Genomic DNA, 25,302 nt, shown 5'->3' with positions numbered 1-25,302 from the left:
AACCTCCGCTGTCCACCGCGCTGCTGCAGCCCCAGTCACGCCCCAGGTCGTCGGTGCCGGCCGGGGTCGCCGCCGGGCATCCGGCCACGACCGAGGTCGGGCTGCGGGTCCTCGCCGCCGGCGGGTCCGCGGCCGACGCCGCCGTCGCCGCGATGCTGGCGGGATGCGCCGCGGAGAGCGTCCTGACCGGGCTGGCCGGCGGTGGGTTCGCGACCTACTTCGACGCGTCCACCGGCGAGGTCACCTGCCTCGACTTCTTCTGCTCGGTGCCCGGCCTGGGCAGCACCACCCCCGCGGCCCCGATGGTGCCGATCAGGATCTCCTTCGGCGGTGTGCCGCAGCGGTACGAGATCGGCGCGTCGAGCGTCGGCGTGCCCGGCATCCCGGCCGGGGCCGGCGAGATCCACCGGCGCTGGGGCCGCCTCCCCTGGCAGCGGATCGTTGCGCCGGCGCAGAACCTGGCCCGCAGCGGCGTGCTCCTGCCGGGTGCGCACGCCCGGACGCTCGTGTCGCTCGCGCCGGCGATGCTGCCGGGTCTCGGTGCCGCGGTGTACGCGCCGGACGGGCGGCTCCTGGAGGGCGGCGAGCTGCTGCACCACCCCGGGCTCGACACGACGTTCGGGATCCTGGCGGAGGAGGGCCCGGCCGCCTTCTACACCGGGCGGATCGGCGCCGCGATGGTGTCGGAGGTGGCCGCCGGCGGTGGCGTGCTCAGTCCGCTGGATCTGTCGTCGTACCGCGTGATGCAGGCACCGGTCTCATCGGCCTCGTTCGGTCCCTGTCGGGTGCTGGCCCGCGCCGACCTGAACGAGACGATCAGGACCATCGCCGCGCTGCCGCCCCTGTTCTCGCCGCTCGATCTCGCGTCGGCGCTGCTGGCGTACGGGTCGCAGCGCCTCGGCGACACCACCAACATCTCGGTCGTCGACAGCGCGGGCGACGCCTGCGTGATCACCATGACGCTCGGGATCGGGGCCGGGGTGTGGCTGCCCGGCCTGGGCGTCCACCTCAACTCGATGCTCGGCGAGGGCGAGCTGATCCGCCCCGGCACGCTGCCCGGCGAGCGGATGGCGTCGTGCATGTGCCCGGCCGTGGTCCTGGACCCCGCCGGCGCGCTGGTCATGGCGATCGGCTCGGCCGGCGCGACCCGCATCCGCACCGCGATCATCCAGACGCTCACCAACGTCCTCGTCCACGGCGACGACATGACGACCGCGATCCGCCGGCCGCGCTTCCACCCCGTGTCGGTGGACGGGTCGCGGCTCGTCCACCTGGAGCCCGGCTGCGACCCGTCGCACTTCACCGGCTTCAAGGTGCAGCACTGGGACCGGCTCGACCACTACTTCGGCGGCGTCAGCGCCGTCGGTCTCGCGGGGGCCGCCGGCGACCCCCGCCGCGGCGGCGTGGGCCGCACGCTGTAGGCGCTCTAGAGCAGGACCAGGTCGTCGCGGTGGACGACCTCGCGCTCGTACGCCGGGCCCAGCGCGGCGGCGAGCTCCCCCGTCGACCGGCCGAGCAGCGGCGGCAGCTCGGCCGCGTCGTAGTTGACCAGGCCGCGGGCCACCGGCACGCCGCCCACGTCGACCAGGTCCACCGGGTCCCCTGCGGCGAACCGGCCGTCGACCGCGGTGATCCCGGCGGGCAGCAGCGACGCGTGCCGCTGCCGCACGGCCTGCACGGCGCCGGGGTCCAGGTGCAGCCGGCCGCGGGGGCTGGTGGCGTGCGCGAGCCAGAACAGCCGCGCCTGCGGCCGCTCCCGCAGCCGGTGAAACAGCGTCCCGACCGGCTCCCCGTCGAGCACCGCCTTGGCGTCGGGCGCGGAGGCCAGCACCACCGGGATGCCGCTCGTCGTCGCGATCCTCGCCGCCTCGACCTTCGTCACCATGCCGCCGGTGCCGACCCCGGCCTTCCCGGGCCGCCTCACGTCGATGTCCAGCAGGTCGTCCGGCGTTCGCACGTCGGTGATCTTCTTGGAGGTCGGGAGCGACGGGTCGCCGGTGTACAGGCTGTCCACGTCCGACAGCAGCACCAGCAGATCCGCGTGGACGAGGGACGCGACCAGCGCGGCGAGCCGATCGTTGTCCCCGAACCGGATCTCCTCCGTGGCGACCGTGTCGTTCTCGTTGACGACCGGGACCGCCCGCAGGTCGAGCAGGCGGCGCAGGGTCCGGTACGCGTTGCGGTAGTGCGCCCGGCGGGTCACGTCGTCGACCGTCAGCAGCACCTGCCCGACGACCCTGCCGTGCCTGGCGAACGCGTCGTTGTAGGCCCGCATCAGCAGCCCCTGCCCGACGCTTGCCGCCGCCTGCTGCGTCGCGAGGTCCTTCGGCCGCTTCAGCAGCCCCAGCGGCGCCAGCCCGGCCGCGATCGCCCCCGACGACACCAGCACCACCTCCGCGGGGCTCCCCGCCAGGGCGTCGACGAGCGCATCGACCCGCTTGCCGTCGAGCCCGCCGGCCGCGGTGGTCAGCGACGACGACCCGACCTTGACCACGATCCGTCGAGCCTCGGTGACCTGGGTGCGCACGCCGCCTATCTTGCCGGGTCGCCACCGTCGATCCACGGTAGGTTCCCATATCGTGGCCGACGACGACTTCACAGAGCTGGTCCTCACCGTGGTGGAACGCATCCCGCCCGGCCGCGTCATGTCCTACGGCGCCATCGCCGAGTACCTGGGTCGCGGCGGCCCCCGCCAGGTCGGCGCCGTCATGTCCCACTACGGCGGCGGCGTCCCCTGGCACCGCGTCGTCGCCGCCAACGGCCGCCTCGTCCCGGGCCACGAGCAGGAGGCCCTCCGCCGCCACCGCGAGGAAGGCACCCCGCTCAGGTCGGACAAAATCGACATGCGCCGAGCCGCCTGGTGGCCCGACGACACCCCCTGACGCTGCTCCCGCCCCGGCCTCATGATCCCGAACGATTCCGGCAGCCAGAACAGCCACAACCGTTCGGGATCATGCGAATGGGCGGGAAGGGTCAGGCGGAGACGGCGAGGGCGAAGGGCAGGACCGCCGGAGCGCCGGCGCGGAGCAGGAGGCGGCCGGCGATGGCCATCGTCCAGCCGGTGTCGACCAGGTCGTCGACGAGGAGGACCGGGCCGTCGAGGGTCCCCAGCCGGGCGGCCAGCTCCGACGGGACCGTGAAGGCGGTGTGCAGGGCGCGGACCCGCTGGGCGCTGTTGGTGCGGGAGGCGGCGTCGGCCGCGTGCGCCGGCTGGACCGTGCCGAGCAGCGGCATCCGGCCGACCTCGGCGATGCGGGCGCCCAGCGACTCCAGCAGGACGGGGGTGCTCTGGGAGCCGAGGACCACGACGCCGACGGGGCGGGCGGGCCAGCGCTCGTCGCCCTTCGCCCACTCGGTCAGGGTGGCGACGACGCCGGCGAAGATGTCGTCGGGGAGCGGGGCGTCGGGGGCGGCGAGCAGCCTGCGCAGCTTGTCGCCCCAGCCGAGGTCGCTGAGCCGGCCGATCGCCCGGCCGGGGAGGGTCTGCTCGGCGGGCGGGATCTTGCCGGTGAGGGAGACGCCGACGGCGGAGAGGCCCGTCGGCCACAGCTTGCGCGGGGCGATCTCGACGCCGGTGCGGCCGAGGTGGGCGCGGGCCGAGGCGAGGGCGTCGTCGGAGACCTCCGCCGGATACCAGGTGCCCGCGCAGGTGTCGCAGCGGCCGCAGGGGACGGCGCCCGGGTCGTCGAGGGTCCGGCGCAGGAACTCCAGGCGGCACGTGGTCAGGGCGGCATACTCGCGCATCGCGTCCTGCTCGGCGGCGCGGGCGGCGTCGATGCGGTCATAGCGCTCACTGTCGTGGCGCCAGGGCGCGCCGGTGGACTCCCAGCCGCCGCGGACGCGACGGACGGCACCGTCGACGTCGAGGACCTTGAGCATCAGCTCGAGCCGCCCGCGGCGCAGCTCGACCTGCGGCTCGATGGCGGCGGTGGACATCGGCCGGCCCGCCGCGCCGAGGACGGACAGCACGCCGCGGACCTGCGCCTCGGGCGGGAAGGCGAGGGACGCGAAATACCGCCAGATCGCCTGGTCCTCGGTGCCGGGCAGGAGCAGGACGTCGGCCTTGTCGACGGCGCGGCCGGCCCGGCCGACCTGCTGGTAGTAGGCGATCGGCGACGACGGGGCGCCGAGGTGCACGACGAAGCCGAGGTCGGGCTTGTCGAAGCCCATGCCGAGCGCGGACGTGGCGACGAGGGCCTTGATCCGGTTGTTGAGCAGGTCCTCCTCGGCGGCGAGGCGGTCCGCATTCTCCGTCTGGCCGGTGTAGGCGGCGACCTCGTAGCCACAGCCGCGCAGATAGGCGGCGGTCTCGTGGGCGGCGGCGACGGTCAGCGTGTAGATGATCCCGGAGCCGGTGAACGCGCCGAGGTGCTCGCCGAGCCAGGCGAGCCGGTGCGGCGCGGACGGCAGCGTCAGCGAGCCGAGGCGCAGCGACTCGCGGTCGAGCGAGCCGCGCAGCACGAGCGCGTCGCCGAGCTGCTCGGCGACGTCGGCGGTGACACGGGCATTGGCGGTGGCGGTGGTGGCCAGGACCGGCGTGCCGGGGGCGAGGTCGGCCAGCAGGGTGGCCAGCCGCCGGTAGTCGGGGCGGAAGTCGTGGCCCCAGTCGGAGACGCAGTGCGCCTCGTCGACGACGAGCAGGCCGGTGCTCGCGGCGAGCTTGGGCAGCACGTTGTCGCGGAAGTCGGGGTTGTTGAGCCGCTCGGGCGAGACGAGCAGGACGTCGACGGTGCCGGCGGCGATCTCGCCGGTGATCTGGTCCCACTCCTCCAGGTTGGCCGAGTTGATCGCGCGGGCGGCGATCCCGGCGCGGGCGGCGGCGTCGACCTGGTTGCGCATGAGGGCGATCAGCGGCGAGACGATCACCGTCGGGCCGGCGCCACGGGCCCGCAGCAGGGCGGTGGCGATGAAGTACACCGCGGACTTGCCCCACCCGGTGCGCTGCACGCAGAGGACGCGGCGGCGCTCCGCCACCAGGGCGGAGATGGCGGCCCACTGGTCCTCCCGCAGTTCGGCGGAAGGACCAGCGAGCTTCTTCAGAAGTACCGATGCCTCAGATCGCACCCCACGAACTTAGCCGCCGGGTACGACAGAAACCCGCTAAGGCGTGAACCGGACCGCCGTCCCCGACACCAGCAACGGCTGGTTGAACAGGTACTGCGCGGCCGTGGTGCCGGCGGCGTTCTCGACGCCGACGGTGGCGCCGCCACCCTTCTCGATGTCGTTGTCCAGGCTGGAGTAGTGCAGCGTGATCACCCCGTCGGGGGCGAACACGACGGAGAACGTCACCCGGTTGTGGACGCCGTTGCCGTAGATGTACGGGTTGCGCCACTCGATCACGACCGAACCGTTGACGAGCGCGGTGCGCACCGACGCCGAGCCGTCGACGACGAGGTCGTCCCAGAAGGCGTAGACGGTCGCGTTCGGGGCGGCGGTCGACGGCAGCGCGGAGTGCTCCACGTAGGCGCCGCCCGGGTTGACGAACGAGACCTTGCCGTTGGTGTCGATCCACGCCGTGGTGTAGGTGACGCCGTACAACGTGACCGGCGCCGGCAGCGTGACCTGCTGGATGTTGTCGTCACCGGTGAGCGTGAGCACCGTGGCGTCGGCCGGGACGAACGGGGTGGCCACCGTGGTGATCCCGTAGTTTCCGGTCGGCGGCGGCGGGGCCGGCAGCGTCAGGTTGAGCGTCTCCGTGGCGGCGTCGACGGTGAGTGCCGCCGACGTCGACTGCCCGTTGGCGGTGGCGCTCACGGTGTACGAGCCGTACGCCACGCTCGAGAAGCTGTACTTGCCCGAGGCGTCGGTGGTCGTCGTCGTGCCGGCCGTGAGGGTCACGGTCGCCCCGGCGACGGGCCCACCGCCCGCGACGCTCACGGTGCCGCTGACCGTCCCGGTGGACGGCGGCGGCGGGGGCGGCGGGGTCGTGCCGCCCGGCGCGGTGAAGATGACCGCGCGGCCGGACTGGAGCTTCGGGGTGTTGACGGAGTATGCGAGGCCCACGGTGCCGTCGGCGTTCTCGATGCCGACCGTCGCCGCGTTGCCCTTCTCGATGTCGTTGTCGAGGCTCGCGTAGTTGGTGACCACGTCACCGTTCTCCGAGAGGATCGCCTCGAACGTGACGCGTCGGCTGGTGTTGCCGTAGATGTACGGGTTGCGCCACTCGACGACGAACTGGCGGTTGGGCGCGGTGCCGAGGGTCGTGGTCCGCACCGACGCGTTGGCGTCGACCACGAGGTCGTCCCAGAAGGCGTAGACCGCCGCGTTGGGCAGGGCCGCGCTCGGCACCGCGGTGTTGTCCCACTTCGGCCCGTTCGGGTTGACCAGGCTGACGACGCCGTTGGTGTCGACCCACGCGGTCGAATACGAAGCGCCGTACAACTTGACCGGGAACGGCAGGGAGATCTGCTGCAGCGCCTCGTCGCCGGTCAGGCTCAGCACCGTCGTATCGGCGTTGACGAACGCCTTGGTCGCGGTGGTGCACACGTAGCCGAAGCTGTCGGAGCACGTGCCGCCGCCGGTCGCCGCGTAGGTCGCGGTGTAGGTCGTCGCCGTGGTCGGCGCGGTGATCACCTGCGTGGCCGCGCCGCCCTGGCTCCAGGAGCCGAAGGTGTACTGGGTGCTGTTGAGCGTCTGCGGCGTCGGCGCCGACACGGTCTGCGTCGACTTCTGGATGACCGTCGCGGTGAACGGCGTGACGCCGGTGACCGAGCCGACGGTGATGTTGAGGCCGCTCGGCACGGTGTTGAACGTCATGTTCGCGGTCTTCGGGTCCAGCCGGCGGCTGACCGTCGTGCTGAGCCCGCTGCTGTCGGTCGCCGTGAGCCGCAGCTCCACATAGGACGGGTACTCGTGGTCGGGCCCGATGAACGAGCCGGACGCGCCGTCGCTCTCGCTGATGTAGTGCTGGTGGCAGTTGTCGGCCGAGGCGCAGTGCTGCAGGATCAGCTGCCAGTGCAGGTTGGCCGCGGGGACGTTGCCGTCCTGGACGTCGGTGGCGTGTCCGGTGAAGTTGACCGTGTCGTTGGTCGCCCACGTGAAGCCGGCCGCGGGTGTGTCGATCACCGGTACCGGCGCGTCGGAGCCGACGAGGATCTGCAGGTATTTGGTGTCCGACAGCCCGCCCGCGTCGGTGACCCGCAGCTTGGCCGTGTAGTTGCCGGCGGTCGTGTAGGTGAAGCTCGCGGTCGGGCCGGTCGCGTCGTAGCTGCCGTTGTTGGTGAAGTCCCACTGGTACGTGAGGACGTCGCCGCTGTTGGGGTCGCTGGTGCCGGCGGAGTTGAACTGGACGGCCAGGGGCGGCGCGCCGGAGGTCTTGTCCGCGCCGATGACCGCGGTCGGCGGCTGGTTGCCGGCGCTGTAGTTGATCCGGCGGACCGTGCCGCCGTCGACGTCGACGTAGTACAGGTCGCCGCCGGGGCCGATCTCCAGGTCGACGGGGCCGGCCGCGCCGGGCGCGAACGTCTCGATCTTGCTCGGGTCGGGGGTGCCGTTGGTCGGCAGCATCGCGTAGACGCAGCGGCGGGCGTAGTCACCCCAGAAGAGCGCGCCCTGGTACTTGGCCGGGTAGGCGCCGCCGGACGTCGGGTAGAACGCGACGCCGGTCGGGCTGGACCCGCCGGTCGGGCAGCCGTCGTTGTCGTTGACCTGCTGGTGGTGCCCGTAGGTGTAGACCGGACCGGTCGCCGTGTTCTGGTTGTACAGCGTGGTGCACAGGCTCAGGTTCGCGTCGCGGTAGCCGGGCTGCTGCGAGTTGCCCTCGAAGCACGGCCAGCCGAAGTTGGTGACGGGCGTGGCGAGCGGGTTGGGCAGCCGGTTGATCTCCTCCCAGGTCCGCCAGCCGACGTCGCCGATCCAGATCTCGCTGCTGCCGGGCTTGAACGTCCACCGGAAGGGGTTACGCAGGCCGTACGCCACGATCCGCCGCGCGTTGGGGTCGGTGGTCGCGTTGTAGAGCGGGTTGTCGGTCTTCGCGGCGCCGGTGACCGGGTCGATGCGGATGATGGTGCCGCTCAGGCCGGTCGGGTCGCCGAGGGTCCGCACGTCCTGGGAGCGCAGGGCGCCGCCCTCGGAGGTGGGCGGGCTGAGCGCCGCGCCGACGCCGCCGGGCGGGTCGCCGCACGGGTTGACCGGGTTGCCCTGCTGGCCCCAGTCGGTGAAGACGGGGCTGGCGCCCTCGCCGCCGCTGACGTAGAGCGCGCCGTCGGGGCCGAAGCGCACGTCGCCCACCGAGTGGGTCTCGAACTGCTGGCACCAGTCGTTGATGAGCACCTGCTCGGTGCCGGTCCACGTGTTGCCGCTCGCGGTGAGCTTCGACAGCCGCCCGCTGACGATGCAGCCGGTGCCGGGTGTCGGGCAGGTGTCGCCGAGGTCGAGTCCGCCGCCGATGGGCTGCGTCGCGGTGTACGTGACGTACACCGACGGGTTGGACGGGAAGTTCGGCGGCAGCGCCAGGCCGAGCAGGCCCTTGTCCTCGTTGTCGTGGACGCGGGCGCTCAGGTCGGCGAACAGGGTCGGCGTCGGGTCCGACAGGCTGTCATAGACCTGGATCGTGCCGCCCTTCTCCGCGACGAACACCCGTCCGTCAGGAGAGAACACCAGCTTCGTCGGGTGGTTGAGCCCGGACAGCACGACCTGCTCGGAGAACCCGCTCGGCAGGGTGGTCACGGCGCCCGCCGCCTCGGGTGCGGTGAGCGCCGCCGAGGCCGGGACGCAGAGCGCGAGCACTAGGCCCAGGGATAAACGGGAGCGGCGGCGACGCCTCATGAGGGCACTCCTGGATGCGGACGCGCAGGGGGAGACAGCCAGTAGATGTCCACTGTCAGGAAGATGCTGTCGCCAAGCCGACTGGCGCGCCTCGTCCGTTAGGACACAAACAGGCCCGTCGTAGCTGGTCCGCGGGGAGTTGATCAGCGCATCGTGGCGGCTCGATCGCGATGCGCTGATCTTCTATTGGTAGTCCGGCCGTCCGTAGCCCACGATCGGGGCGTAGTCGAGCAGCCGCATCGAGATCCGCTCGCCCTCGCGCGGCGCCTCGATCACCCTGCCGTCGCCGATGTACATGCCGACGTGGCTGACGTCCTTGTAATAGAAGACGAGATCGCCGGGGCGCAGCTCCTCGCGCCTGATCGGCGTGACGGTCTTCTTCTGCCTCGCCGCGTTGTGCGGCAGGACCACACCGGCCGCCTTCCACGCGGCCATCGTCAGGCCCGAGCAGTCGAACGTGTCCGGGCCGTCGGCGCCCCACCGGTACACCTTGCCCAGCTGCAAGTAGGCGTACCTGACCGCGCGCCCGGCCGGGTCGTCGGTGAAGCGCGGCACGTAGCCGTCGCGCAGCGCCCCGGACGGCGTCCTGGCGGTGCGTGCGGCCCGGACCCCGCCGAGCCGCCGGACCTGCGCCTCGATCGTCGCCTTGCGCTGGCCCAGCTCCTGCTCCTGGGTGCGCTGGCGGACCTGGAGGTCGCCGAGGTCGGCCTGCTCCTTCTTGAGCGCGGCCTTGTCGGCCTTCAGGCGGCGCAGCGCGTCGGTACGCCGGCGCTGCAGGTGGTCCAGGGTCGCCAGCTGGTCCATGAACGACTCCGGCGACGGCGCGCTGACGAGCACGGCCGTGCTGGTGACGGCGCCGCTGCGGTACAGCCTGGCGGCGAGCTCGTCCGCGTCGCGCTGGGCGGCGTCGACGCTCGCCTGCAGCGGGCCGGTGCGGGCGTTCACCCGCTCGAGCTGCGCCTCGGTGGCGCGCAGGTCGTCGCGTACGGCGTTGAACCGCTCGATGACGCCTTCCAGCTCCTGCCAGGCGGTGGCGAGCTGCCGCTGCCGGTCGGTGACCGGGTCGGCGAACCCGATGCCGGGCACGATCAACGCAGCGACCATGCCCGCGGCCGCGGTCCACATCTTGCCGATTGACCCCACGTGTCACTAACACCACGATTTGGACAAACGTCACTAAAAGTCCCCCGGTGGAGTGGTGGCGACGGCCTGCCGCTACGGTCTTGGGCATGAAGGGGCCGGTCGTCGCGGGTGGACTCGTGTTGGCGCTGCTGCTTGGCTTCGTGATCGCCAGGTCCACCGCATCACCGCCGGCCGCCGCCCCCGCCCCGACGGCCATCCCCTCGCACTCCCACGGCGGCGCGACCGCGGGTGACCTGGGCGGCCTGTCGCTCAGCGCCGCCGGCTTCACGCTGTCGCCGACGACCACGACGTTCGCCGCGGGCGCCACCCAGCCGTTCGCGTTCCGGATCCTCGGCCCGGACGGCAAGCCGGTCACCCGCTTCGTGGTCAACCACGAGAAGCTCATGCACCTGGTGGTGGCCCGGCACGACCTGTCCGGGTTTCAGCACCTGCACCCGGAGATGGCCCCCGACGGCACCTGGTCGATCCCGCTGGCCCTGCCGTCGCCGGGCATCTGGCGGATCTACACGGACTTCGTCACCTTCGACGCGACCGGCGCCCAGGCCCCGGTCACGCTCGCCGTGGACGCCACCGTCGCCGGCGATTACCAGCCGGTGGCCCTTCCCGCGCCCGCCCGGACCGCGGAGGTCGCCGGGATGACGGTGGCGATGGAGGGCACCCCGGCGGTCAACGCCACCCAGCCGTTGTCGCTGCGGGTGCTGGCCTCGGGCACCCCCGTCACCGACCTGCAGCGCTATCTCGGCACGTACGGCCACCTCGTCGTCCTCCGCGACGGCGACCTCGGCTACCTGCACGTGCACCCCGAGACCGAACTGGTCGGCGGCGCGGTGAAGTTCTGGCTGTCGGCCCCGAGCAGCGGCCGCTACCGCCTCTACTTCGAGTTCCAGCGCTCCGGCCAGGTCCACCGCGTCGAGTTCACCGTCGTCGTCCCCTGACCACCCGGCGACGGGTGCCGGCGCCAGGACGGCGAACAGCGCGGCCGGCTGGGGGCCTGCCGCGCTGTTCGGATCGTCGGGATGAAGTCGGCCGCGGACGGCCGGAAGGGTCAGGCCTCGGGGCTGTCGCCGGCCTCGGTGGCGGGGCCTTCGCCGCCCTTGCCGCGGCCGCCGCGACGGCGGCGGCGGGTGCGGGCGCGGGCGGTGCGGGGCTCGCCGTCCTCGGTGGCCTCGGCGGTGGCGACGGGGCCGGTGTCCGTGGTGTCCGAGCCCTCGACCACCTGGCGGCGGCGGGTGCGGGTGCGGGTCGGACGGGGCTCCGACTGCTCGCCGGCGTCCGCGGAGGCGCCGGTGGCCTCGGCGGTGTCGGTGACGGGCAGCTCGGCGGGGTCGACCTCACCGCGCCGCCTGCGGCGGCGGGGACGGCGGGGCTCGCCGATCGGGTCCGCGGCGGCGGGGGCGGAGCCGGACGGGTCGCCGCCGCGGCCCCGGCCACGGGTGCGGCCCCGGCCGCGGGGCTTGCCCTCGATGTCCTCGAGCTGCTCGGCGGCGAGGCCTGCGCGCTTGCGGTCCGCGGTCGGCAGGGAGCCGGTGACGCCCTCGGGGATGCCGATGTCGGTCAGCAGGTGGGCCGAGGTGTGGTAGGTCTCCGGCGGCTCCGCCAGGTCCATGCCCAGCGTCTTGTCGATGATCCGCCAGCGGGGCATGTCCTCCCAGTCGACGAACGTCACGGCGACGCCCGTCGCACCCGCGCGGCCGGTGCGGCCGATGCGGTGGGTGTAGGTGTCCTGGTCCTCGGGGCAGTCGTAGTTGATGACGTGGGTGACGCCGGAGACGTCGAGGCCGCGGGCGGCGACGTCGGTGGCGACCAGCACGTCGATCTTGCCGGCGCGGAAGGCGCGCAGGGCGCGCTCGCGGGCGCCCTGGCCGAGGTCGCCGTGGACGGCGGCGGCGGCGAAGCCGCGGAAGTCCAGGTCCTCGGCGACGCGGTCGGCGGCGCGCTTGGTGCGCGTGAAGATCATGGTCAGGCCGCGGTCCTCCGCCTGCAGGACCCGCGCCACGATCTCGATCTTGTTCATCGGGTGGGTGCGGTAGATGAACTGCTTGGTCAGCGGCGACGGCCCGGTGCTGGCGTCGTGGTGCGCGTGGATCGTCATCGGGTGGCGCAGGAAGCGCCGGGCGAGGGTGACGATCGGGTCGGGCATCGTGGCGGAGAACAGCATCGTCTGCCGGTCCTCCGGCAGCAGGGTCAGGATCCGCTCGACGTCGTCGAGGAAGCCCAGGTCGAGCATGCGGTCGGCCTCGTCGAGCACGAGCGCCCGCACGGCGTGCAGCCGCAGGTGCTTGCTCTTGGCCAGGTCGAGCAGGCGGCCGGGGGTGCCGACGACGATCTCGACGCCCTTCTGCAGCGCGTCGACCTGCGGCTCGTAGGCGACGCCGCCATACAGCGGGAGCACGCGGACGCCGCGGGTCTTGCCGGCGGCGGCGATGTCACGGGCCACCTGCAGGCCCAGCTCGCGGGTCGGGACCACGACGAGCGCCTGCGGCAGGCCGTCGGCGCCCTCGGTGGGGGCGGTGACCCGGTCCAGCAGCGGGACGCCGAAGCCGAGCGTCTTGCCGGTGCCGGTCGGCGCCTGGCCGATGAGGTCGGTGCCGCGCAGCGCGATCGGCACAGCGTATTCCTGGATGGCGAACGCGTGGATGATGCCGACGGCTTCGAGGGCGGCCACGGTCTCCGGCCGCGCCCCCAGATCGGCGAACGTGGGTGCGTCTGGGCGCACGGGTGCGCGCGGGGCCACTGCTTCGGCGGCCTCAGTGTTGTCGATCGTCATGTTGTGCTCAGGGTGTCTCTCTCGCGGGAGCGCCCCTGGTGAAGCTGGGTGCGCTCAAATGGGTAGGGCGCGGGCCACACGCGACCGAAATGATCAAGGTCGCGGGCTACAAGCGCCGGGCGCCAGGACTAGGGTCCGTCCACGGCTATCGGAGTCATTGTACCGGCTTGTGAGCGGTTCCGCTCAGTGGCTTCAGTCGGGCTTCGGCCGGGCTTCGGCCGGGCTTCGGTCGGGCATCGGGGCGCGCCCGGTGATCCGGCGAGGTAGTGTGCCGTCGTGTCCGATCTCACTCCGCCCGCCACGGCTGTGGTCGACCTGCTGGGCATGCTGGCCTTCGGCGAGCTGGTCGCGTTCGACCGGATGGCGGCCGACGCGCGGCTCGCGCCCGACCTCCGCCGCCGGGCGGTGCTCAGCGAGATGGCCGCCCGCGAGATCACCAACTACCGCCGGCTGTCCGACCGCCTGGCCGAGCTCGGCGCCGACACCGAGGACGCCATGCGGCCCTATGTGCAGGCGGTGTCGGAGTACCACCAGCAGACCGAGCCGGCCGACTGGCTGGAGGGGCTGGCCAAGGCGTACGTCGGCGACGGCATCGCGGACGACTTCACCCGCGAGGTCGCGGCGGTGCTCGCCGGCCCCGACCGGGACCTGATCCTGGACGTCCTGCACGACTCCCGGCACGCCGACTTCGCCGCCGACGAGCTGCGGGCCGCGATCGCCGCCGACCCGAAGGTGGCCAACCGGCTGTCGATGTGGGCGCGCCGCCTGGTCGGCGAGGGCATCTCGCAGGCGCTGCGGGTCGCGGCCGAGCGGCCGTCGCTCGCCGAGCTGCTGGCCATCGGCGGCGCCGACTTCCAGGCCCTGCTCAGGCGCCTGACCTCGGCGCACACCGCCCGTATGGGCGCCGTCGGGCTCAACAACTGAAGGCTCAACAGCTGAGCGCTCAACAACCGAGGGATCGAACAGCTCGGGGCACGAAGGCTGACGACGCCCAGGCCCTGGCACCCGTACGGGGCAGGGCCTGAGCGCTATCTGTCAACGCGCGGAAGAGAACCCAACCGGCCGCGGCGACGACTCGGCGATCTCCACGTAGGCGATCTTGCCGACCGGGACGATCACCCGGCGGCCCTTCTCGTCGACGAGAGAAAGCACACCCTTGTCGCCACCGTCGATCGCGTCGGTGACCGCAGCTTCGACCTCGGCGGGTGACTGGTTGCTCTCCAGCACCAACTCCCGAGGCGCATACTGCACGCCGATCTTGACCTCCACGTCTTCCTCCTTGATCGGGCTGCGGCGCGGCCGTGCCTCGGCGCGCACACCCAGTGTGGTTGAAGACTAACGCGATCAGGCGTGTTCGCCGTGCAGGGGGAAGCTCGCGATGCCGCGCCACGACAGCGCGGTCAGCAGCGCCTCCGCTTCGGGCTTCGCGACCTGGCGGCCACCGGCGACCCAGAACCGGGCCGCGACCTCGGCGGCGCCCACGAGCCCCGACGCGAGCAGCTCGGCGCGCTCCTGGCTCAGGTCGGTGTCGGCCATGATCGTGTCGGTGATCGCGGCGATGCAGCCGCTCTCCACCCGGTCGACCCGCTCGCGGACCGCGGGGTCGTTGCGCAGGTCCGACTCGAAGACGAGGCGGAAGGCCTCGCTCTCGTGGTCGATGAAGTCGAAATACGCCTGGATGGCGCCGCGGACCCGCTCCTTGTTGTCGGTGGTCGCCTCCATCGCGGCGCGCATCCGCGAGACCATCGCGTCGCAGTGCGTGTCGAGCAGCGCCAGATAGAGCTCGAGCTTGCCGGGGAAGTGCTGGTAGAGCACAGGCTTGGAGACACCCGCCCGCTCGGCGATGTCGTCCATCGCGGCGGCGTGGTAACCCTGCGCCACGAAAACCTGCTGCGCCGCGGCGAGCAGTTGCTTGCGGCGGGCCGACCGGGGCAGCCGCACCGGCCGTCCGGCCGCCTGGGTGCCGCTCATCGCCGAGGTCATGTTCACCATCCGGATTTGGGTCGGGATTGCAACTTACCCCCTTTCCGCCCACACGGTAGCCTCACCTAGGGGCGACGGAGGAGCGCGCGGTGGACGAAACGGGGCAAGCCGGAAGCCCACAAGGGTCAGGCGCATATCGCGGAGGAGGACACACGGATCCGCACAGGTCACCGGACGGCACCCATGGTGACGGGTCGACGCCGAGCGATGACGCGCTCGAGGCGATCGTCTCCGCATGGCGTGAGCCGGCAACAGGAGCCATCGCTGGGCGCGCGTCGGTCAACGGCTCGATCAGCGGTTCGATCAGCGGTTCGATCAATGGCGGCGGCCCGCGTGGCCGCGCCGAGGTCCGCGGCTCCTACTCCGACATGCTCGCCCCGATGAGCCCCCCGGTCTCCGCCCCGCCGCCGGTGCACCCCACCACGTCGCTGCACTACGGGCACTACGGACCCGACGGCCAGGGCTGGCCGAGCTCCGTCGGCCAGCCGGAGACCAGCGGGTCGCTCCCCGCCTCCGGGTCGCCGGCGCAGGCCCAGCCGCCGCACGAGACCGGCCACACCGGCCCGCTGCCCGCCGTCAGCTCCGGCACCGTCTACGGCGCCGCCCCGGTCGCCGACGCGCGCGAGGAGGCGGTCCGGCCGACCTCCGGGGGCTACGGTCCGCCGCCCGCGCCGACGTCCGGCGGGTATGGCGCGGCACCGTCGGCCCTGGACCGGCTCAGCGGCCTGCCCGGCCCGGTCGACCCCCGCGCCCGGGTGCACGGCGACAACGGCATGCCGCCGTATGGCTCCTACCCGAACCAGGCCCCCGCCTACCAGGACCAGACCTCCGCCTACCCGGACCAGAGCGCCGCTTACCAGGACCAGGCCCCCGCCTACCAGGACCAGAGCGCCGCCTACCAGGACCAGGCCGCTGCCTACCCGGACCAGACCCCGGCCCGCCCGGAACAGGCCGCCGCCTATCCGGACCAGGCCAGTGCCTACCCGGACCGGCCCGCCGCCTATCCGGATCAGGCCTGGGGCTACGAGACCAGGGACATCCGCCCGCACAACGGCGCGTTCCACCAGGAGACGCCCGCCGCCAACGGCGCGGCCCACCACGACCCGCAGGCCGGCGGCCACCAGGAGCCTTACCAGGCACAGGAGCAGTACCAGGGCCAGGATCAGCGGGAGCAGTACCCGTACCAGGGCCAGCAGTACCCCGCGCAGTACCCGCAGCAGCAGTACCCGCAGCAGCAATACCCCCAACAGCAGTACCCGTCGCAGGAGTACCCGCAGCAGCAGCCGCCACCCCCGAACGGCTTCCAGGCGTACGAGCAGCCCGGCCCCGAGTTCGACTGGGCCGCGCCGTCGCAGGAGCCGGTGGTCCCGGCGCCGGCCCTGCACCCTGTGCCGCAGCCCGCCCTGCACCCCGTGCCACTGCCCGCGCTGCACCCGGTGCCGCCGCTGCCCACGCAGCGGATGCCGGAGGACGACCCGCTCGTCGGCCCGCTGCCGCCCGAGCTGCTCGGCAACGCCACGCCCCTGTCCGCGGCGGAGCCGACGATGCCGGCGTTCGCGTCGGAGCCGCCGTACGCCGCCCAGCAGCCCGCCGGGATCGCCGACGCGGACTGGGGCAACGCCCCCGAGCTGCCGCAGCGCGTCCCGTCGCACCCTGACGTGCCGCAGGTGCCGGAGGTCGAGGTCGAGCCCCTCGTGGCGGAGGCCACCCCGGCCGGCGGTGCGGAGCTGGCGAGGATCGCCACGTTCCTGCGCGAGGAGCGCGAGGACGAGGACGACGAGCCCAGCCTGGACGACCGCCCCGACGGGTTCGACATCCCGGCGGTCCTCCGCGCCGTGCAGGGTGTCTCCGGTGTACGCGAGGCGACGCTGCGCAAGAACGCCGACGGCCTGCACACGCTCCGGCTGGAGCTGCTCGACGAGGCCGACCCGGGCCGGGTCAGCCGGGCCGTCGCGCGCCTGCTCAACGAGCGGATGGGCCTGGCCGCCGAGCCCAACCCGCCGGAGCCCGCCGCGCTCTCGGGCCGCCCGGCGATCCGGGGCAACGCGCCGCACAGCGCCCTGCCCGGCTACGGCCGCGAGGCCCGCCGGCGGCGCCCGGTCAGCGGCGTGCGCCGCCCGGCCGAGGCCCCCCGCCCCGAGGTCGAGGAGCTCCCGCAGCAGTTCCGTGCGGAGGTGCCGAACGCCGAGGTCGACGAGCCGCGCCGGCCGCCGCAGCCGCCGGGTCTCGTCGCGTCCGGCCTGCAGCAGCCTGTACAGGCGCCGAAAACGCCGGGAGAGCACGCGCCGGTCCCGGTGAACCGGGACGCGCCCCCGGCGCTGGTGCCGCAGTCCAGCACGATCGTGTCGCCGCGGGTGATCATCGACCAGGTCGAGGTCAGCACGCAGGGCGTCGACGCGGTGGTCGAGGTGCGCCTGATCGCGGACGGTCACCCGGCGGTCGGGGTCGCCAGCGGCCCGGCGGTCGACGGCTACATCCTGCGGCTGTCCGCGGCGGCCGCCGCCTCGGCCGTGGACCAGCTGCTGGTCGACGTCGACGCGACGTCCCGCGCCAGGTGTTACATCGAGCACGCCGCGGTGGTGCAGCTCGGCGGCTGCGAGGTCGCCGTCGTCGTGCTGTTGCTGCTGTACGACGGCTGGGTCGAGCAGCTGACGGGCTCCGCCGTGAACTCGGGCGATCCGCGGCAGGCTGTGGTCCGCGCCACACTCGCGGCCGTGAACCGGCGCCTGGAGGCCCTGCTGCCATAGCCCTTTCGGGCAGCCGGGTAAGCATTTTGGAAGCACGGCTGCCGTAGACCCCTTGGGGCACACTGGTAAGCATGAAGAGAGCTGCCCTTGTCCCGGAGTTCACCGTCCCGTCACCTGAGCGGCTGCCGGACATGTGGCCCGGGCGCGAGGTGGAGCTCGATGGCCTGAAGGCGTACGTGCGGGACACGCCGGCCACCGCGCCGGGCGCCGAGCCGGCGGTCTACGTGCACGGCCTCGGCGGTTCCTCGACCAACTGGACCGACCTGGCCGGCGTGCTCGCCGGGCGGCTCGACGGCCAGGCGATCGACCTGCCCGGGTTCGGGTACAGCGACCCGGCCCGCAGCTACTCGCTGGCGGCGATGGCCTCGCACATCGTCCGGTGGGTCGAGCACAGCGGCCGCGGCCCGGTCCACCTGTTCGGCAACTCGATGGGCGGCGCGGCCGTGGTCGTGGCCGCCGCGCTGCGCCCCGACCTGGTGCGCAGCCTGACGCTGATCTCGCCGGCGATGCCGTTCCTCGACCCGCGCCGGTCGCTGCAGGGGCCGATCGTGCCGCTGCTCCTGCTGCCCAACGCGGCGAAGCTGGCGGCCCGGCGGATGTCGTCGATGGAGCCGGAGGCCCTCGCCTCGATGGTCATCGAGTCCTGCTACGCCGACCCGACCCGCTACCCGGAGCAGCGGCGGCTGGAGGCGATCGAGGAGGCCCGGCGGCGGCACCTGGTGCCGTGGTACGCCGAGGCGTACGTGGGCAGCCTCCGCGGCCTGGTGAGCAGCTTTCTGCGCGCGTACCTGCCGGGCGAGGGCTCCATGTGGAAGATGGCCGCGAGGATCAAGGCGCCGACGCTGGTGATCGCCGGACGGCAGGACCGGCTCGTCGACATCCGCACCGCGCCGCAGGTCGCCCGCCTCATCCCGGACAGCCGGCTGATGATGCTGGAGGGCGTCGGCCACGTGGCGCAGATGGAGGTGCCGCGCACGGTCGCGCGCGCCGTGTTCGGCATGCTCGACGAGCTGCAGGAGGACAAGGCCGGCCGGGCCGCCACCCAGCAGGTTGCAACTCAGGTGCGGGATGGGGTGCGGCAGCGCGCGCCGCGGGTGCGCATGGCAAGCTGACCAATCGATGGCGAGCCGGCTGAGCAGCGACCGCCGGGGCCTGTCACGCCATGCCGACAGCTCCCGGGATCCGTCACACCCTTCCGGCAACTCCGGGGAGATGTCACGCCCTTCCGGCAGCTCCGGGGACCTGGCACGCCCGGTCGGCAGCTCCCAGGAGCTGTCACACCCTGCTGGCAGCCCCCAGGAGCCCCCTTCCGGCGGCTCCCGGCTGCCGGTGCCGCTGCCGAGCGACCCGCGGCAGGCCCGTGAGGTCGTCCGGGCCGAGCAGCGCCGGCGGCGTGAGCAGGTCCGCCGGCGGCGGCGCTACTTCGTCGCGGGCGTGATGGCCGCCGCGTTCCTGATCGCCGCGGCCGGCCTGGGCCGCCTGCTGTTCTTCGGCGGCGCCGACAAGGAGGCGCCGGTGACGGTCGCCGCGACCCGCGGGCCGGCGCCGATGCTCGACCCGCCGAGCCGCCCCGCGAGCCAGCCGCCGGAGGCCGGCCCGTCCAGCGCCGCCGGCACGTTCGCGTACGCGACCAGCGCCGGACCGGTCGCCGGCAGTGCGGGGACGGTGCGGAAGTACCGGGTCGCGGTGGAGAACGGCAGCGGCCAGGACGCGGACGCGTTCGCCGCCTCGGTCGAGCGGGTGTTCGCCGACCCGCGCGGCTGGCCCGCCGCCGGCCAGGTGCGGCTGCAGCGGGTCGCCGGCCAGGGCACCGCCGACTTCACGATCTTCCTGGCCACGCCGGTCACGTCGGAGCAGATCTGCGCGACCGCCGGGCTGCACACCGCCGGGTACAGCTCCTGCCGGATCACCGGGAAGGTCGTCATCAACCTGGCCCGCTGGCTGACCGGGGTGCCGGACTACGGCGCGCCGGTCGAGGACTACCAGCACTACGTGATCAACCACGAGGTCGGCCACGAGCTCGGCAACGGCCACGAGGCCTGCCCCGGCCCCGGCCGTCCGGCACCGGTGATGCAGCAGCAGACGTACGGGCTGAAGGGCTGCGTCGCCAACGCGTGGCCGTTCGTCGATGGCCAGCGGTACAGCGGCGCCAAAGTGCCGTAGGTCACGTGGGTTTGCGGTGCTGGCGCGGCAGAATGAGAACCATGTCGTTGCCTCCACTGGTCGAGCCCGCCGCCGACCTCTCCGTTGACGAGGTCCGTCGCTACTCCCGGCACCTGATCATCCCCGACGTGGGTGTCGCCGGGCAGAAGCGCCTGAAGAACGCGCGCGTGCTCTGTGTGGGCGCGGGCGGTCTCGGCTCGCCGGCACTGATGTATCTCGCCGCGGCCGGGGTCGGCACGCTCGGCATCGTCGAGTTCGACACCGTCGACGAGTCCAACCTGCAGCGCCAGATCATCCACGGCCAGTCGGACATCGGCCGGCCGAAGGCCGAGTCGGCGCGCGACTCGGTGCTCGAGATCAACCCGTATGTCAACGTCGTGGTGCACAACGAGGCGCTCGACAACGACAACGTGATGGACATCTTCCGGCAGTACGACCTGATCGTCGACGGCACGGACAACTTCGCCACCCGGTACATGGTCAACGACGCCGCGGTGCTGCTCGGCAAGCCGTACATCTGGGGCTCGATCTACCGGTTCGACGGCCAGGCTTCCGTCTTCTGGGCCGAGCACGGCCCGTGCTACCGCTGCCTCTACCCGGAGCCGCCGCCGCCGGGGATGGTCCCGTCCTGCGCCGAGGGCGGCGTCCTGGGCGTGCTGTGCGCCTCGATCGGCGCGATCCAGGTCACCGAGGCGATCAAGCTCCTGACCGGTGTCGGCGACTCGCTGCTCGGCAGCCTCATGGTGTACGACGCGCTCGAGATGACCTACCGCAAGATCCGGCTCCGCAAGGACCCGGGCTGCGCGATCTGCGGTGAGAACCCGACGGTCACCGAGCTCATCGACTACGACGACTTCTGCGGCGCCGTGTCCGACGAGGCGCAGGCCGCCGCGCAGGGCTCGACGATCACCGCCACCGAGCTCAAGGACTGGCAGGACTCGGGCAAGCCGATCGAGCTGATCGACGTGCGCGAGCCGGCCGAGTGGGAGATCGTGCGGGTGCCGGGGGCGCGGCTCGTGCCGAAGGGCGAGATCCTCAACGGCTCCGCCCTCGCCGACCTTCCGCAGGACCGCCAGATCGTCCTGTACTGCAAGAGCGGCGTCCGCTCGGCGGAGGCCCTCGCGGCGGTCAAGGCGGCGGGCTTCAAGGACGCGGTCCACGTGCAGGGCGGGGTGGTCTCCTGGGTGAAGACCGTCGATCCGTCACTGCCGGTGTATTAGGTCACGACGCGCGGGCAGCGGGCGGGCGGTAGCGTACGGCCCATGGTCGACCTTGATGCCGCGATCGGCTACGTCGTCGCACACGGCGACGCCGTCGATCGCGCCCGCCTCGCCTGGCTGCGCACCGGCCAGTCCCCACCGGCCGACGTGCTGGAGCAGGCCGAGATCGGCCAGTCGCCCGACGGCGGCTGGCCGGCGCTGTGGGGCGCCGACGTCGCGTCCGTGGACGCCACCTGTTTCCGGCTCGGCGAGCTCGACGACCTCGGCGCCATCGACCGCCCCGCGGCCCGCCGGGCCCTGGGGTGGCTCGGCCGCAGCCAGCGGCCCGACGGCATGTGGGAAGAGGACGCGTCCCTGGCGGGCATCGCCCCGCCGTGGGCCCAGCCCGGCGACGACGAGGCGAAGCTGTACCTGACCACCAACGCCGCCTACTGGCTGGTGGTCGGCGGCCCGAACAACGGCGACGACCAGCACGCGACCCGGGTGGCCCGCGCCGCCGAGGCGTTCCGGGCGTCGCTGCGGCCCGACGGCAGCTGGCCGTCGTTCCTGGTCGCGGGCTGGCTCGGCTGCGCCGTGCTCTTCCACCTCGGCTGGTTCTACGAGTCGGCGCAGATCCAGGTGGCGCTCGCCGACCGGGTGCCGGAGATGACCCCCGCCGACACGGCGTCGCTCTACGCGGCGCTGCGGCGGGTCCGCATGTCACCGGAGGACTGGCTGCTCAGCGCGGCCCGCAAGCGCCTCAGCGAGACGCAGCGCAGCGACGGCGGCTGGGAGAGCGACGACGGCGCGCAGTTCAACGTGCACACCACCCTGACGGCGATCCGGGCGCTGCGCTGAGCCGGCGGCTCAGCCCGCGATCGTGAACTCCCAGTCGGACTTGCCGTAGGTCCTGGTCGTGATCTCGAACTGGGTGTTGGACTCGTAGGAGTCCGAGCCCTGCCGGATCTGGATCACGACCTTGCCGCCCTCGTCGAGGTTGAGGTATCCGGCGTGGACGGCGGCGGTGCAGACGGACGAGGCGGTGGTGTAGGGGCCGTTGCCCCAGACCTTGCCGGCCTTGCCGCCCTTGGGGCAGGTGTACCGGATGAGCTTGCCCTCGTTGCCGTTGTACTCCTCGGCGTTGGTGTTCCAGTCGCTGTTGTCCTTCTCGGCGTTGACCTCGGTGGTGCTGTCGGTACCGCCGCCATCGCCGCTGTCGCCGCTGCCGTCGCCGGGGGTCTCTGTCTGGCTCGCCGACTGGTCGCCCTTGCCACCGTTGTCGTCGTCGCCGCCGAGCTTGGTGAAGCCGTAGATGCCGAGGCCGACCACCAGGAGCACGACCACGGCGGCCGCGGCGAGCATCCCGGTCCGGCGCTGCCCGCCGGGCGCCGCCGCGGGTGCCTGCTGCGGCGGCTGCGGCGGGGCCGGCGTCCGTGGCGGGGTCTGCGGAGGGGCCTGCGGCGGGGTCTGCGGAGGGGTCTGCGGCGCCGGCTGTGGCGGCGTTCCGTAGGTGGCGGGCACGGCGGCCCGGCCGGGCTGCGGGGCCGCCGGCGAGTGCTGGGCCGGACCGGGCTGCGGGGCGGCCGGGGAGTGCTGCGCGGGCCCGGGCTGGGCGGCGGCGTAGCCCGACGGCGGGGTGTACCCGGAGTCCTGCCCGAACTGCGACGACGGCTGGCCGGAGGTCGGCTCGGCGGCGAACCCCGGCGACACCGGCACCGCCGACATCGGCACCCCTGACATCGGCGCTCCCGACACCGGCACGGCGGCGGAGCCGGACACCGGACCGGAGACCGGTGACGACGCGGGCGGCGCCGAGGTCGGGAACCCGGCGGACGGCGCCGGCGGGGACGCGGCCGGTGCGGACGCCGCCGCTGCCTGGAACGCGGCCGGCGGGGACGAGGTCGGGAACGTGACGGGTGGGGACGAGGTCGGGAAGGCGGCACCGGAGACCGGGGCGGAGGCCGGCTGGCCGGCCGGGCCGGGCTGGGCCGGGGCGCCGAGGCTGCCCTGCGCCACCACCATCTCGGGCTGCTCGACGGCGGTCGGGGCCGTGCCGAGGGCCTGGTGCAGCAGTGTCGCGACGAGCGGGATCCGGCTGCCGCCACCGACGAGGAAGACGCCGGCGATGTCGGCCGGGGTGAGCCCGGCGGCGGCGATGGCGGCCCGGGTCGCGGTGACCGTGGCGGCGAGGATCGGGCGGGCGAGCTGCTCGAACTGGTCGCGGCCGAGGGGGACGTCCTCGTCGTACATCGGGATATGGATCATCGTCGAGGACGTGCGCGACAGCATCTCCTTGGCGGCCCGGACGTCGTCCCAGAGCAGCCGGTTGGCGCGGCGTTCGGCGCTGGTCGTGGGGTGCACGAGCCGGCTCCAGGCGGCGGGGTCGCGGGAGGACTGGCTGGCGCCCAGGTAGCCGACGATCGCGGCGTCGATGTCGAGGCCGCCGCTGGTGCTGAGCCCCTCCGCGGCGAGGACCTCGAACGTGCCTGGGTCGTGCCGGACGACGGACGCGTCGAACGTGCCGGCGCCCAGGTCGTAGACGACGAACGCGGTGCCGGGGCGCACGTCGGTGCCTTCGAGGGTGCGGAACACCTCGGCCGCGGCGACCGGCTCCGGCACGAGCGTCACGGTGCCGAGGCCGGCGCGTTCGGCGGCGGCGAGCAGCACACCGCGGCGGGTGTGCGCCCAGGCGGCGGGGCAGGTGATGGTGACCTGGCCGATCGGGCCGCCGGCGACCCGCCGCGCCTCGCCGCCGACGCGGGCGAGCACGGCAGCGAACAGGTCGGCGGTCGGCACCTCGTGGTCGCCGAGCAGGACGGCGGGCTCGTCGATGCGCCGTTTCGGGTTGGGCTCGAAGCGCTCGGGGCTGACCCGGGCGGCGTGCACCGCGTCGCGCCCGACGAGCAGGCCCGACTGCGGGTCGGCGTACACCGCCGAGGGCAGGCTCGGCGAACCGTCGAAGAGCAGCGGCCGCACGTGCCCGTCGGGCCAGGCCAGCACCGCCGCCGTGTTCGAGGTGCCGAAGTCGATGCCCAGCCGGTAGCCTCGCGAGTCCACAGCGCCAATATACGGACCTCACACCATCGCGAGATCCTCTCAACGGTTCTGTCAACCGGCGCCGGTCAGAAAATAGTTCGGCCGAAGGTGCAACCGATCGTCGATGCCCGCGTCTGACTGATGCGCTCCGCACCCCGCGGGGCACATCACGAGGGGAATCCATGAGTCTGCATCGACTGCGACGCCTGACCGCCACCGCGGCGGCGGTCCTGGTGGCGCCCGCCGTGGCCGGCGCCGTCCTGGCCGCCGAGCCCGCGTCCGCGGCGGGAGTGCTGGCACCGACCGTCACGGCGCTCACGACCGCGCCGGTGGTCGGCGCCACCGCCAGGTTCCGGTTCGGCACGCCCGCCGGCAGCGTGCCGGTCACCCAGTTCGTGTTCTCGCTCAGCAGCGGCCCGGGTGGCCACGTCACGGCGACCAACGGGCGGGCCACCGCCTCGGTGGTCGTCGAGCGGGCCACCAACGTCCTGTCGGTCTACGCCGTGGCCGCCGACGGCTCGGTCAGCGGCTCGACCGTCACCATCTTCAACGCGGCGTTCCCACCACCGGCCGCCGACCAGGACCTCGACAGTGACGGCAAGCCGGACCTGCTCGCCGTCGGCGGCACCCCGGGGCTCGCTCCCGGCCTGTGGCAGGCCACCGGGCGCGGGCTGCGCGGTCAGGTGCGCACCCCGGCGGTGGACATCGGCGTCAACGGCAACGGTGTCGGCACCCCCTTCACCGGCGCGCAGGTCTTCACCGGCAAGTTCAGGGGCGGGCCGTTCGAGGACGTCTTCGTGTACTACCCGGGCGGGATCAACCCGGGCAGCGGCATGATCATCGACGGCCTCGGCCGTGGTGAGCCGCTGCGCGCCGACCGGGGCTACGAGGCGACGCTGTCCGCGGGCCTGTTCGCCGACATCAACAACGACAACCCGCTGCAGCTCGTCAACGCCTACGACGGCAGCGGCAACCACCTGACCTACCCGGACCTGCTGGGCATCGTGGGCAGCCCGGCCAACGGGTACACGCTGCAGTACTACGCCTCGCAGAACGGCACCGCCAACTTCGCGTTCCCCACGCAGCTCGGGACGGCGACCCCGACCGGCGGCGGCGACTGGGAGCACTGGCGCCTCGCCTCGAAGCTGCTGCCCAGCGGCACCGCCGTCGCGCTGTGGAACCAGTCGACGGGGGCCCTGTACCTGTGGCAGGGCGTCACCTACGACCAGGAGACCGGGGCGCTCGCCTTCACGCAGTTCCGCCTGGCCGGCGCCTGGCTGCCGGGCGCGCAGCTGTCCGAGCTGCAGCTCACCGACGTGAACGCCGACGGTGTGCCCGACCTGTGGGCGGTCACCCCTGACGGGACCGTGACGGCCTACGTGATCACGAACCTCTCGGCGACCGGTCCGGCGAAACTGACCGCGAAGACCCCGCAGCACCTCGCCTGACCCCACCTCAGCAGTCCGCCGCCGCGGGCCGGGTCAGCACGCCCCGACCC

General features: G+C 73.2%; 18 protein-coding genes. 10 read left to right on the top strand and 8 right to left on the bottom strand.

Translation table 11 applies throughout. The features are described from left to right. The first annotated feature begins 53 nt into the window (after positions 1–53). Positions 54–1,421, top strand: a complete 1,368-nt coding sequence (locus ABZ321_RS10790; protein ID WP_354890818.1) for a gamma-glutamyltransferase — start codon at positions 54–56, stop codon at positions 1,419–1,421. A gap of 5 nt (positions 1,422–1,426) precedes the next feature. On the opposite strand, the gene proB is transcribed toward ABZ321_RS10790, so the two are convergent. Further along, positions 1,427–2,527, bottom strand: coding sequence for a glutamate 5-kinase (gene proB / locus ABZ321_RS10785; RefSeq protein ID WP_354890817.1), 1,101 nt, complete (start codon positions 2,525–2,527; stop codon positions 1,427–1,429). Positions 2,528–2,579: 52 nt separating this feature from the next. On the opposite strand from proB, the gene ABZ321_RS10780 reads away from it, so the two are divergent. Continuing rightward, positions 2,580–2,882, top strand: a complete 303-nt coding sequence (locus ABZ321_RS10780) for an MGMT family protein (RefSeq protein ID WP_344501872.1) — start codon at positions 2,580–2,582, stop codon at positions 2,880–2,882. A 91-nt stretch (positions 2,883–2,973) separates the two neighbouring features. Here ABZ321_RS10780 and ABZ321_RS10775 read toward each other — a convergent pair whose 3' ends face one another. The 3 genes from ABZ321_RS10775 to ABZ321_RS10765 form a co-directional block, all read right to left on the bottom strand. Further along, positions 2,974–5,064 carry a DEAD/DEAH box helicase gene (locus ABZ321_RS10775; protein ID WP_344501873.1) on the bottom strand — a complete coding sequence of 697 codons (2,091 nt, stop codon included), beginning with the start codon at positions 5,062–5,064 and terminating at the stop codon, positions 2,974–2,976. A 36-nt stretch (positions 5,065–5,100) separates the two neighbouring features. Next, entirely contained in the window at positions 5,101–8,766 is a 3,666-nt protein-coding gene (locus tag ABZ321_RS10770) for a PQQ-dependent sugar dehydrogenase (RefSeq protein ID WP_354890816.1), read from the bottom strand. A gap of 183 nt (positions 8,767–8,949) precedes the next feature. Next, complete coding sequence (locus tag ABZ321_RS10765) at positions 8,950–9,891, bottom strand: NlpC/P60 family protein (RefSeq protein ID WP_354890815.1); 942 nt, start codon at positions 9,889–9,891, stop codon at positions 8,950–8,952. A 104-nt stretch (positions 9,892–9,995) separates the two neighbouring features. Between ABZ321_RS10765 and ABZ321_RS10760 the strand changes: the two genes are divergently transcribed. Then, positions 9,996–10,844 (top strand): hypothetical protein, encoded by an 849-nt coding sequence (locus ABZ321_RS10760; RefSeq protein WP_354890814.1) that lies wholly within the window; start codon positions 9,996–9,998, stop codon positions 10,842–10,844. Positions 10,845–10,954: 110 nt separating this feature from the next. Here the strand turns inward: ABZ321_RS10760 and ABZ321_RS10755 are convergent, their stop codons facing one another. Then, positions 10,955–12,676 (bottom strand): DEAD/DEAH box helicase, encoded by a 1,722-nt coding sequence (locus tag ABZ321_RS10755; RefSeq protein WP_354890813.1) that lies wholly within the window; start codon positions 12,674–12,676, stop codon positions 10,955–10,957. A 276-nt stretch (positions 12,677–12,952) separates the two neighbouring features. Between ABZ321_RS10755 and ABZ321_RS10750 the strand changes: the two genes are divergently transcribed. After that, complete coding sequence (locus tag ABZ321_RS10750; RefSeq protein ID WP_344501878.1) at positions 12,953–13,600, top strand: ferritin-like fold-containing protein; 648 nt, start codon at positions 12,953–12,955, stop codon at positions 13,598–13,600. A gap of 111 nt (positions 13,601–13,711) precedes the next feature. Here the strand turns inward: ABZ321_RS10750 and ABZ321_RS10745 are convergent, their stop codons facing one another. Next, positions 13,712–13,945 carry a DUF3107 domain-containing protein gene (locus ABZ321_RS10745; RefSeq protein WP_344501879.1) on the bottom strand — a complete coding sequence of 78 codons (234 nt, stop codon included), beginning with the start codon at positions 13,943–13,945 and terminating at the stop codon, positions 13,712–13,714. A gap of 75 nt (positions 13,946–14,020) precedes the next feature. After that, positions 14,021–14,659, bottom strand: a complete 639-nt coding sequence (locus ABZ321_RS10740; protein WP_344501880.1) for a TetR/AcrR family transcriptional regulator — start codon at positions 14,657–14,659, stop codon at positions 14,021–14,023. Positions 14,660–15,039: 380 nt separating this feature from the next. Here ABZ321_RS10740 and ABZ321_RS10735 point away from each other — a divergent pair, with 380 nt between their 5' ends. The 5 genes from ABZ321_RS10735 to ABZ321_RS10715 all read left to right on the top strand — a co-directional run bounded on the left by ABZ321_RS10735 (position 15,040) and on the right by ABZ321_RS10715 (position 21,626). Next, the gene (locus ABZ321_RS10735) at positions 15,040–17,406 is read left to right on the top strand and encodes a hypothetical protein (RefSeq protein WP_354890812.1); all 2,367 of its coding nucleotides are present in this window, start codon (positions 15,040–15,042) and stop codon (positions 17,404–17,406) included. A 71-nt stretch (positions 17,407–17,477) separates the two neighbouring features. Beyond that, complete coding sequence (locus ABZ321_RS10730) at positions 17,478–18,518, top strand: alpha/beta hydrolase (RefSeq protein WP_354890811.1); 1,041 nt, start codon at positions 17,478–17,480, stop codon at positions 18,516–18,518. A 100-nt stretch (positions 18,519–18,618) separates the two neighbouring features. Next, on the top strand, positions 18,619–19,569 hold the full coding sequence (locus ABZ321_RS10725; protein WP_354890810.1) for a DUF3152 domain-containing protein: 951 nt from the start codon (positions 18,619–18,621) through the stop codon (positions 19,567–19,569). Positions 19,570–19,610: 41 nt separating this feature from the next. Further along, positions 19,611–20,789, top strand: a complete 1,179-nt coding sequence (gene moeZ, locus ABZ321_RS10720) for an adenylyltransferase/sulfurtransferase MoeZ (RefSeq protein WP_344501884.1) — start codon at positions 19,611–19,613, stop codon at positions 20,787–20,789. A gap of 42 nt (positions 20,790–20,831) precedes the next feature. Next, a complete protein-coding gene (locus tag ABZ321_RS10715; RefSeq protein ID WP_344501885.1) occupies positions 20,832–21,626 on the top strand; it encodes a prenyltransferase/squalene oxidase repeat-containing protein in 795 nt (264 codons plus the stop codon). Positions 21,627–21,635: 9 nt separating this feature from the next. On the opposite strand, the gene ABZ321_RS10710 is transcribed toward ABZ321_RS10715, so the two are convergent. Beyond that, positions 21,636–23,825 carry an Hsp70 family protein gene (locus tag ABZ321_RS10710; protein ID WP_354890809.1) on the bottom strand — a complete coding sequence of 730 codons (2,190 nt, stop codon included), beginning with the start codon at positions 23,823–23,825 and terminating at the stop codon, positions 21,636–21,638. Between the two features lie 161 nt (positions 23,826–23,986). Between ABZ321_RS10710 and ABZ321_RS10705 the strand changes: the two genes are divergently transcribed. Then, entirely contained in the window at positions 23,987–25,252 is a 1,266-nt protein-coding gene (locus tag ABZ321_RS10705) for a hypothetical protein (protein ID WP_354890808.1), read from the top strand. The last annotated feature ends 50 nt before the right edge of the window (positions 25,253–25,302 follow it).

It is taken from the genome of Dactylosporangium sp. NPDC006015 (assembly GCF_040614215.1).
Taxonomy (GTDB): domain Bacteria; phylum Actinomycetota; class Actinomycetes; order Mycobacteriales; family Micromonosporaceae; genus Dactylosporangium; species Dactylosporangium maewongense.
This window is presented reverse-complemented; position numbering and strand designations above follow the sequence as displayed.

Excerpts from the sequence above, each read along its gene's own strand:
- ABZ321_RS10725 (WP_354890810.1), top strand. The coding sequence starts at position 18,619 with ATGTCACGCCCTTCCGGCAGCTCCGGGGACCTGGCACGCCCGGTCGGC.
- ABZ321_RS10765 (WP_354890815.1), bottom strand. The coding sequence starts at position 9,891 with ATGTGGACCGCGGCCGCGGGCATGGTCGCTGCGTTGATCGTGCCCGGC.
- ABZ321_RS10715 (WP_344501885.1), top strand. The coding sequence starts at position 20,832 with ATGGTCGACCTTGATGCCGCGATCGGCTACGTCGTCGCACACGGCGAC.
- ABZ321_RS10705 (WP_354890808.1), top strand. The coding sequence starts at position 23,987 with ATGAGTCTGCATCGACTGCGACGCCTGACCGCCACCGCGGCGGCGGTC.
- ABZ321_RS10740 (WP_344501880.1), bottom strand. The coding sequence starts at position 14,659 with ATGACCTCGGCGATGAGCGGCACCCAGGCGGCCGGACGGCCGGTGCGG.
- ABZ321_RS10730 (WP_354890811.1), top strand. The coding sequence starts at position 17,478 with ATGAAGAGAGCTGCCCTTGTCCCGGAGTTCACCGTCCCGTCACCTGAG.
- ABZ321_RS10770 (WP_354890816.1), bottom strand. The coding sequence starts at position 8,766 with ATGAGGCGTCGCCGCCGCTCCCGTTTATCCCTGGGCCTAGTGCTCGCG.
- ABZ321_RS10755 (WP_354890813.1), bottom strand. The coding sequence starts at position 12,676 with ATGACGATCGACAACACTGAGGCCGCCGAAGCAGTGGCCCCGCGCGCA.
- ABZ321_RS10760 (WP_354890814.1), top strand. The coding sequence starts at position 9,996 with ATGAAGGGGCCGGTCGTCGCGGGTGGACTCGTGTTGGCGCTGCTGCTT.
- moeZ (WP_344501884.1), top strand. The coding sequence starts at position 19,611 with ATGTCGTTGCCTCCACTGGTCGAGCCCGCCGCCGACCTCTCCGTTGAC.
- ABZ321_RS10735 (WP_354890812.1), top strand. The coding sequence starts at position 15,040 with ATGAGCCCCCCGGTCTCCGCCCCGCCGCCGGTGCACCCCACCACGTCG.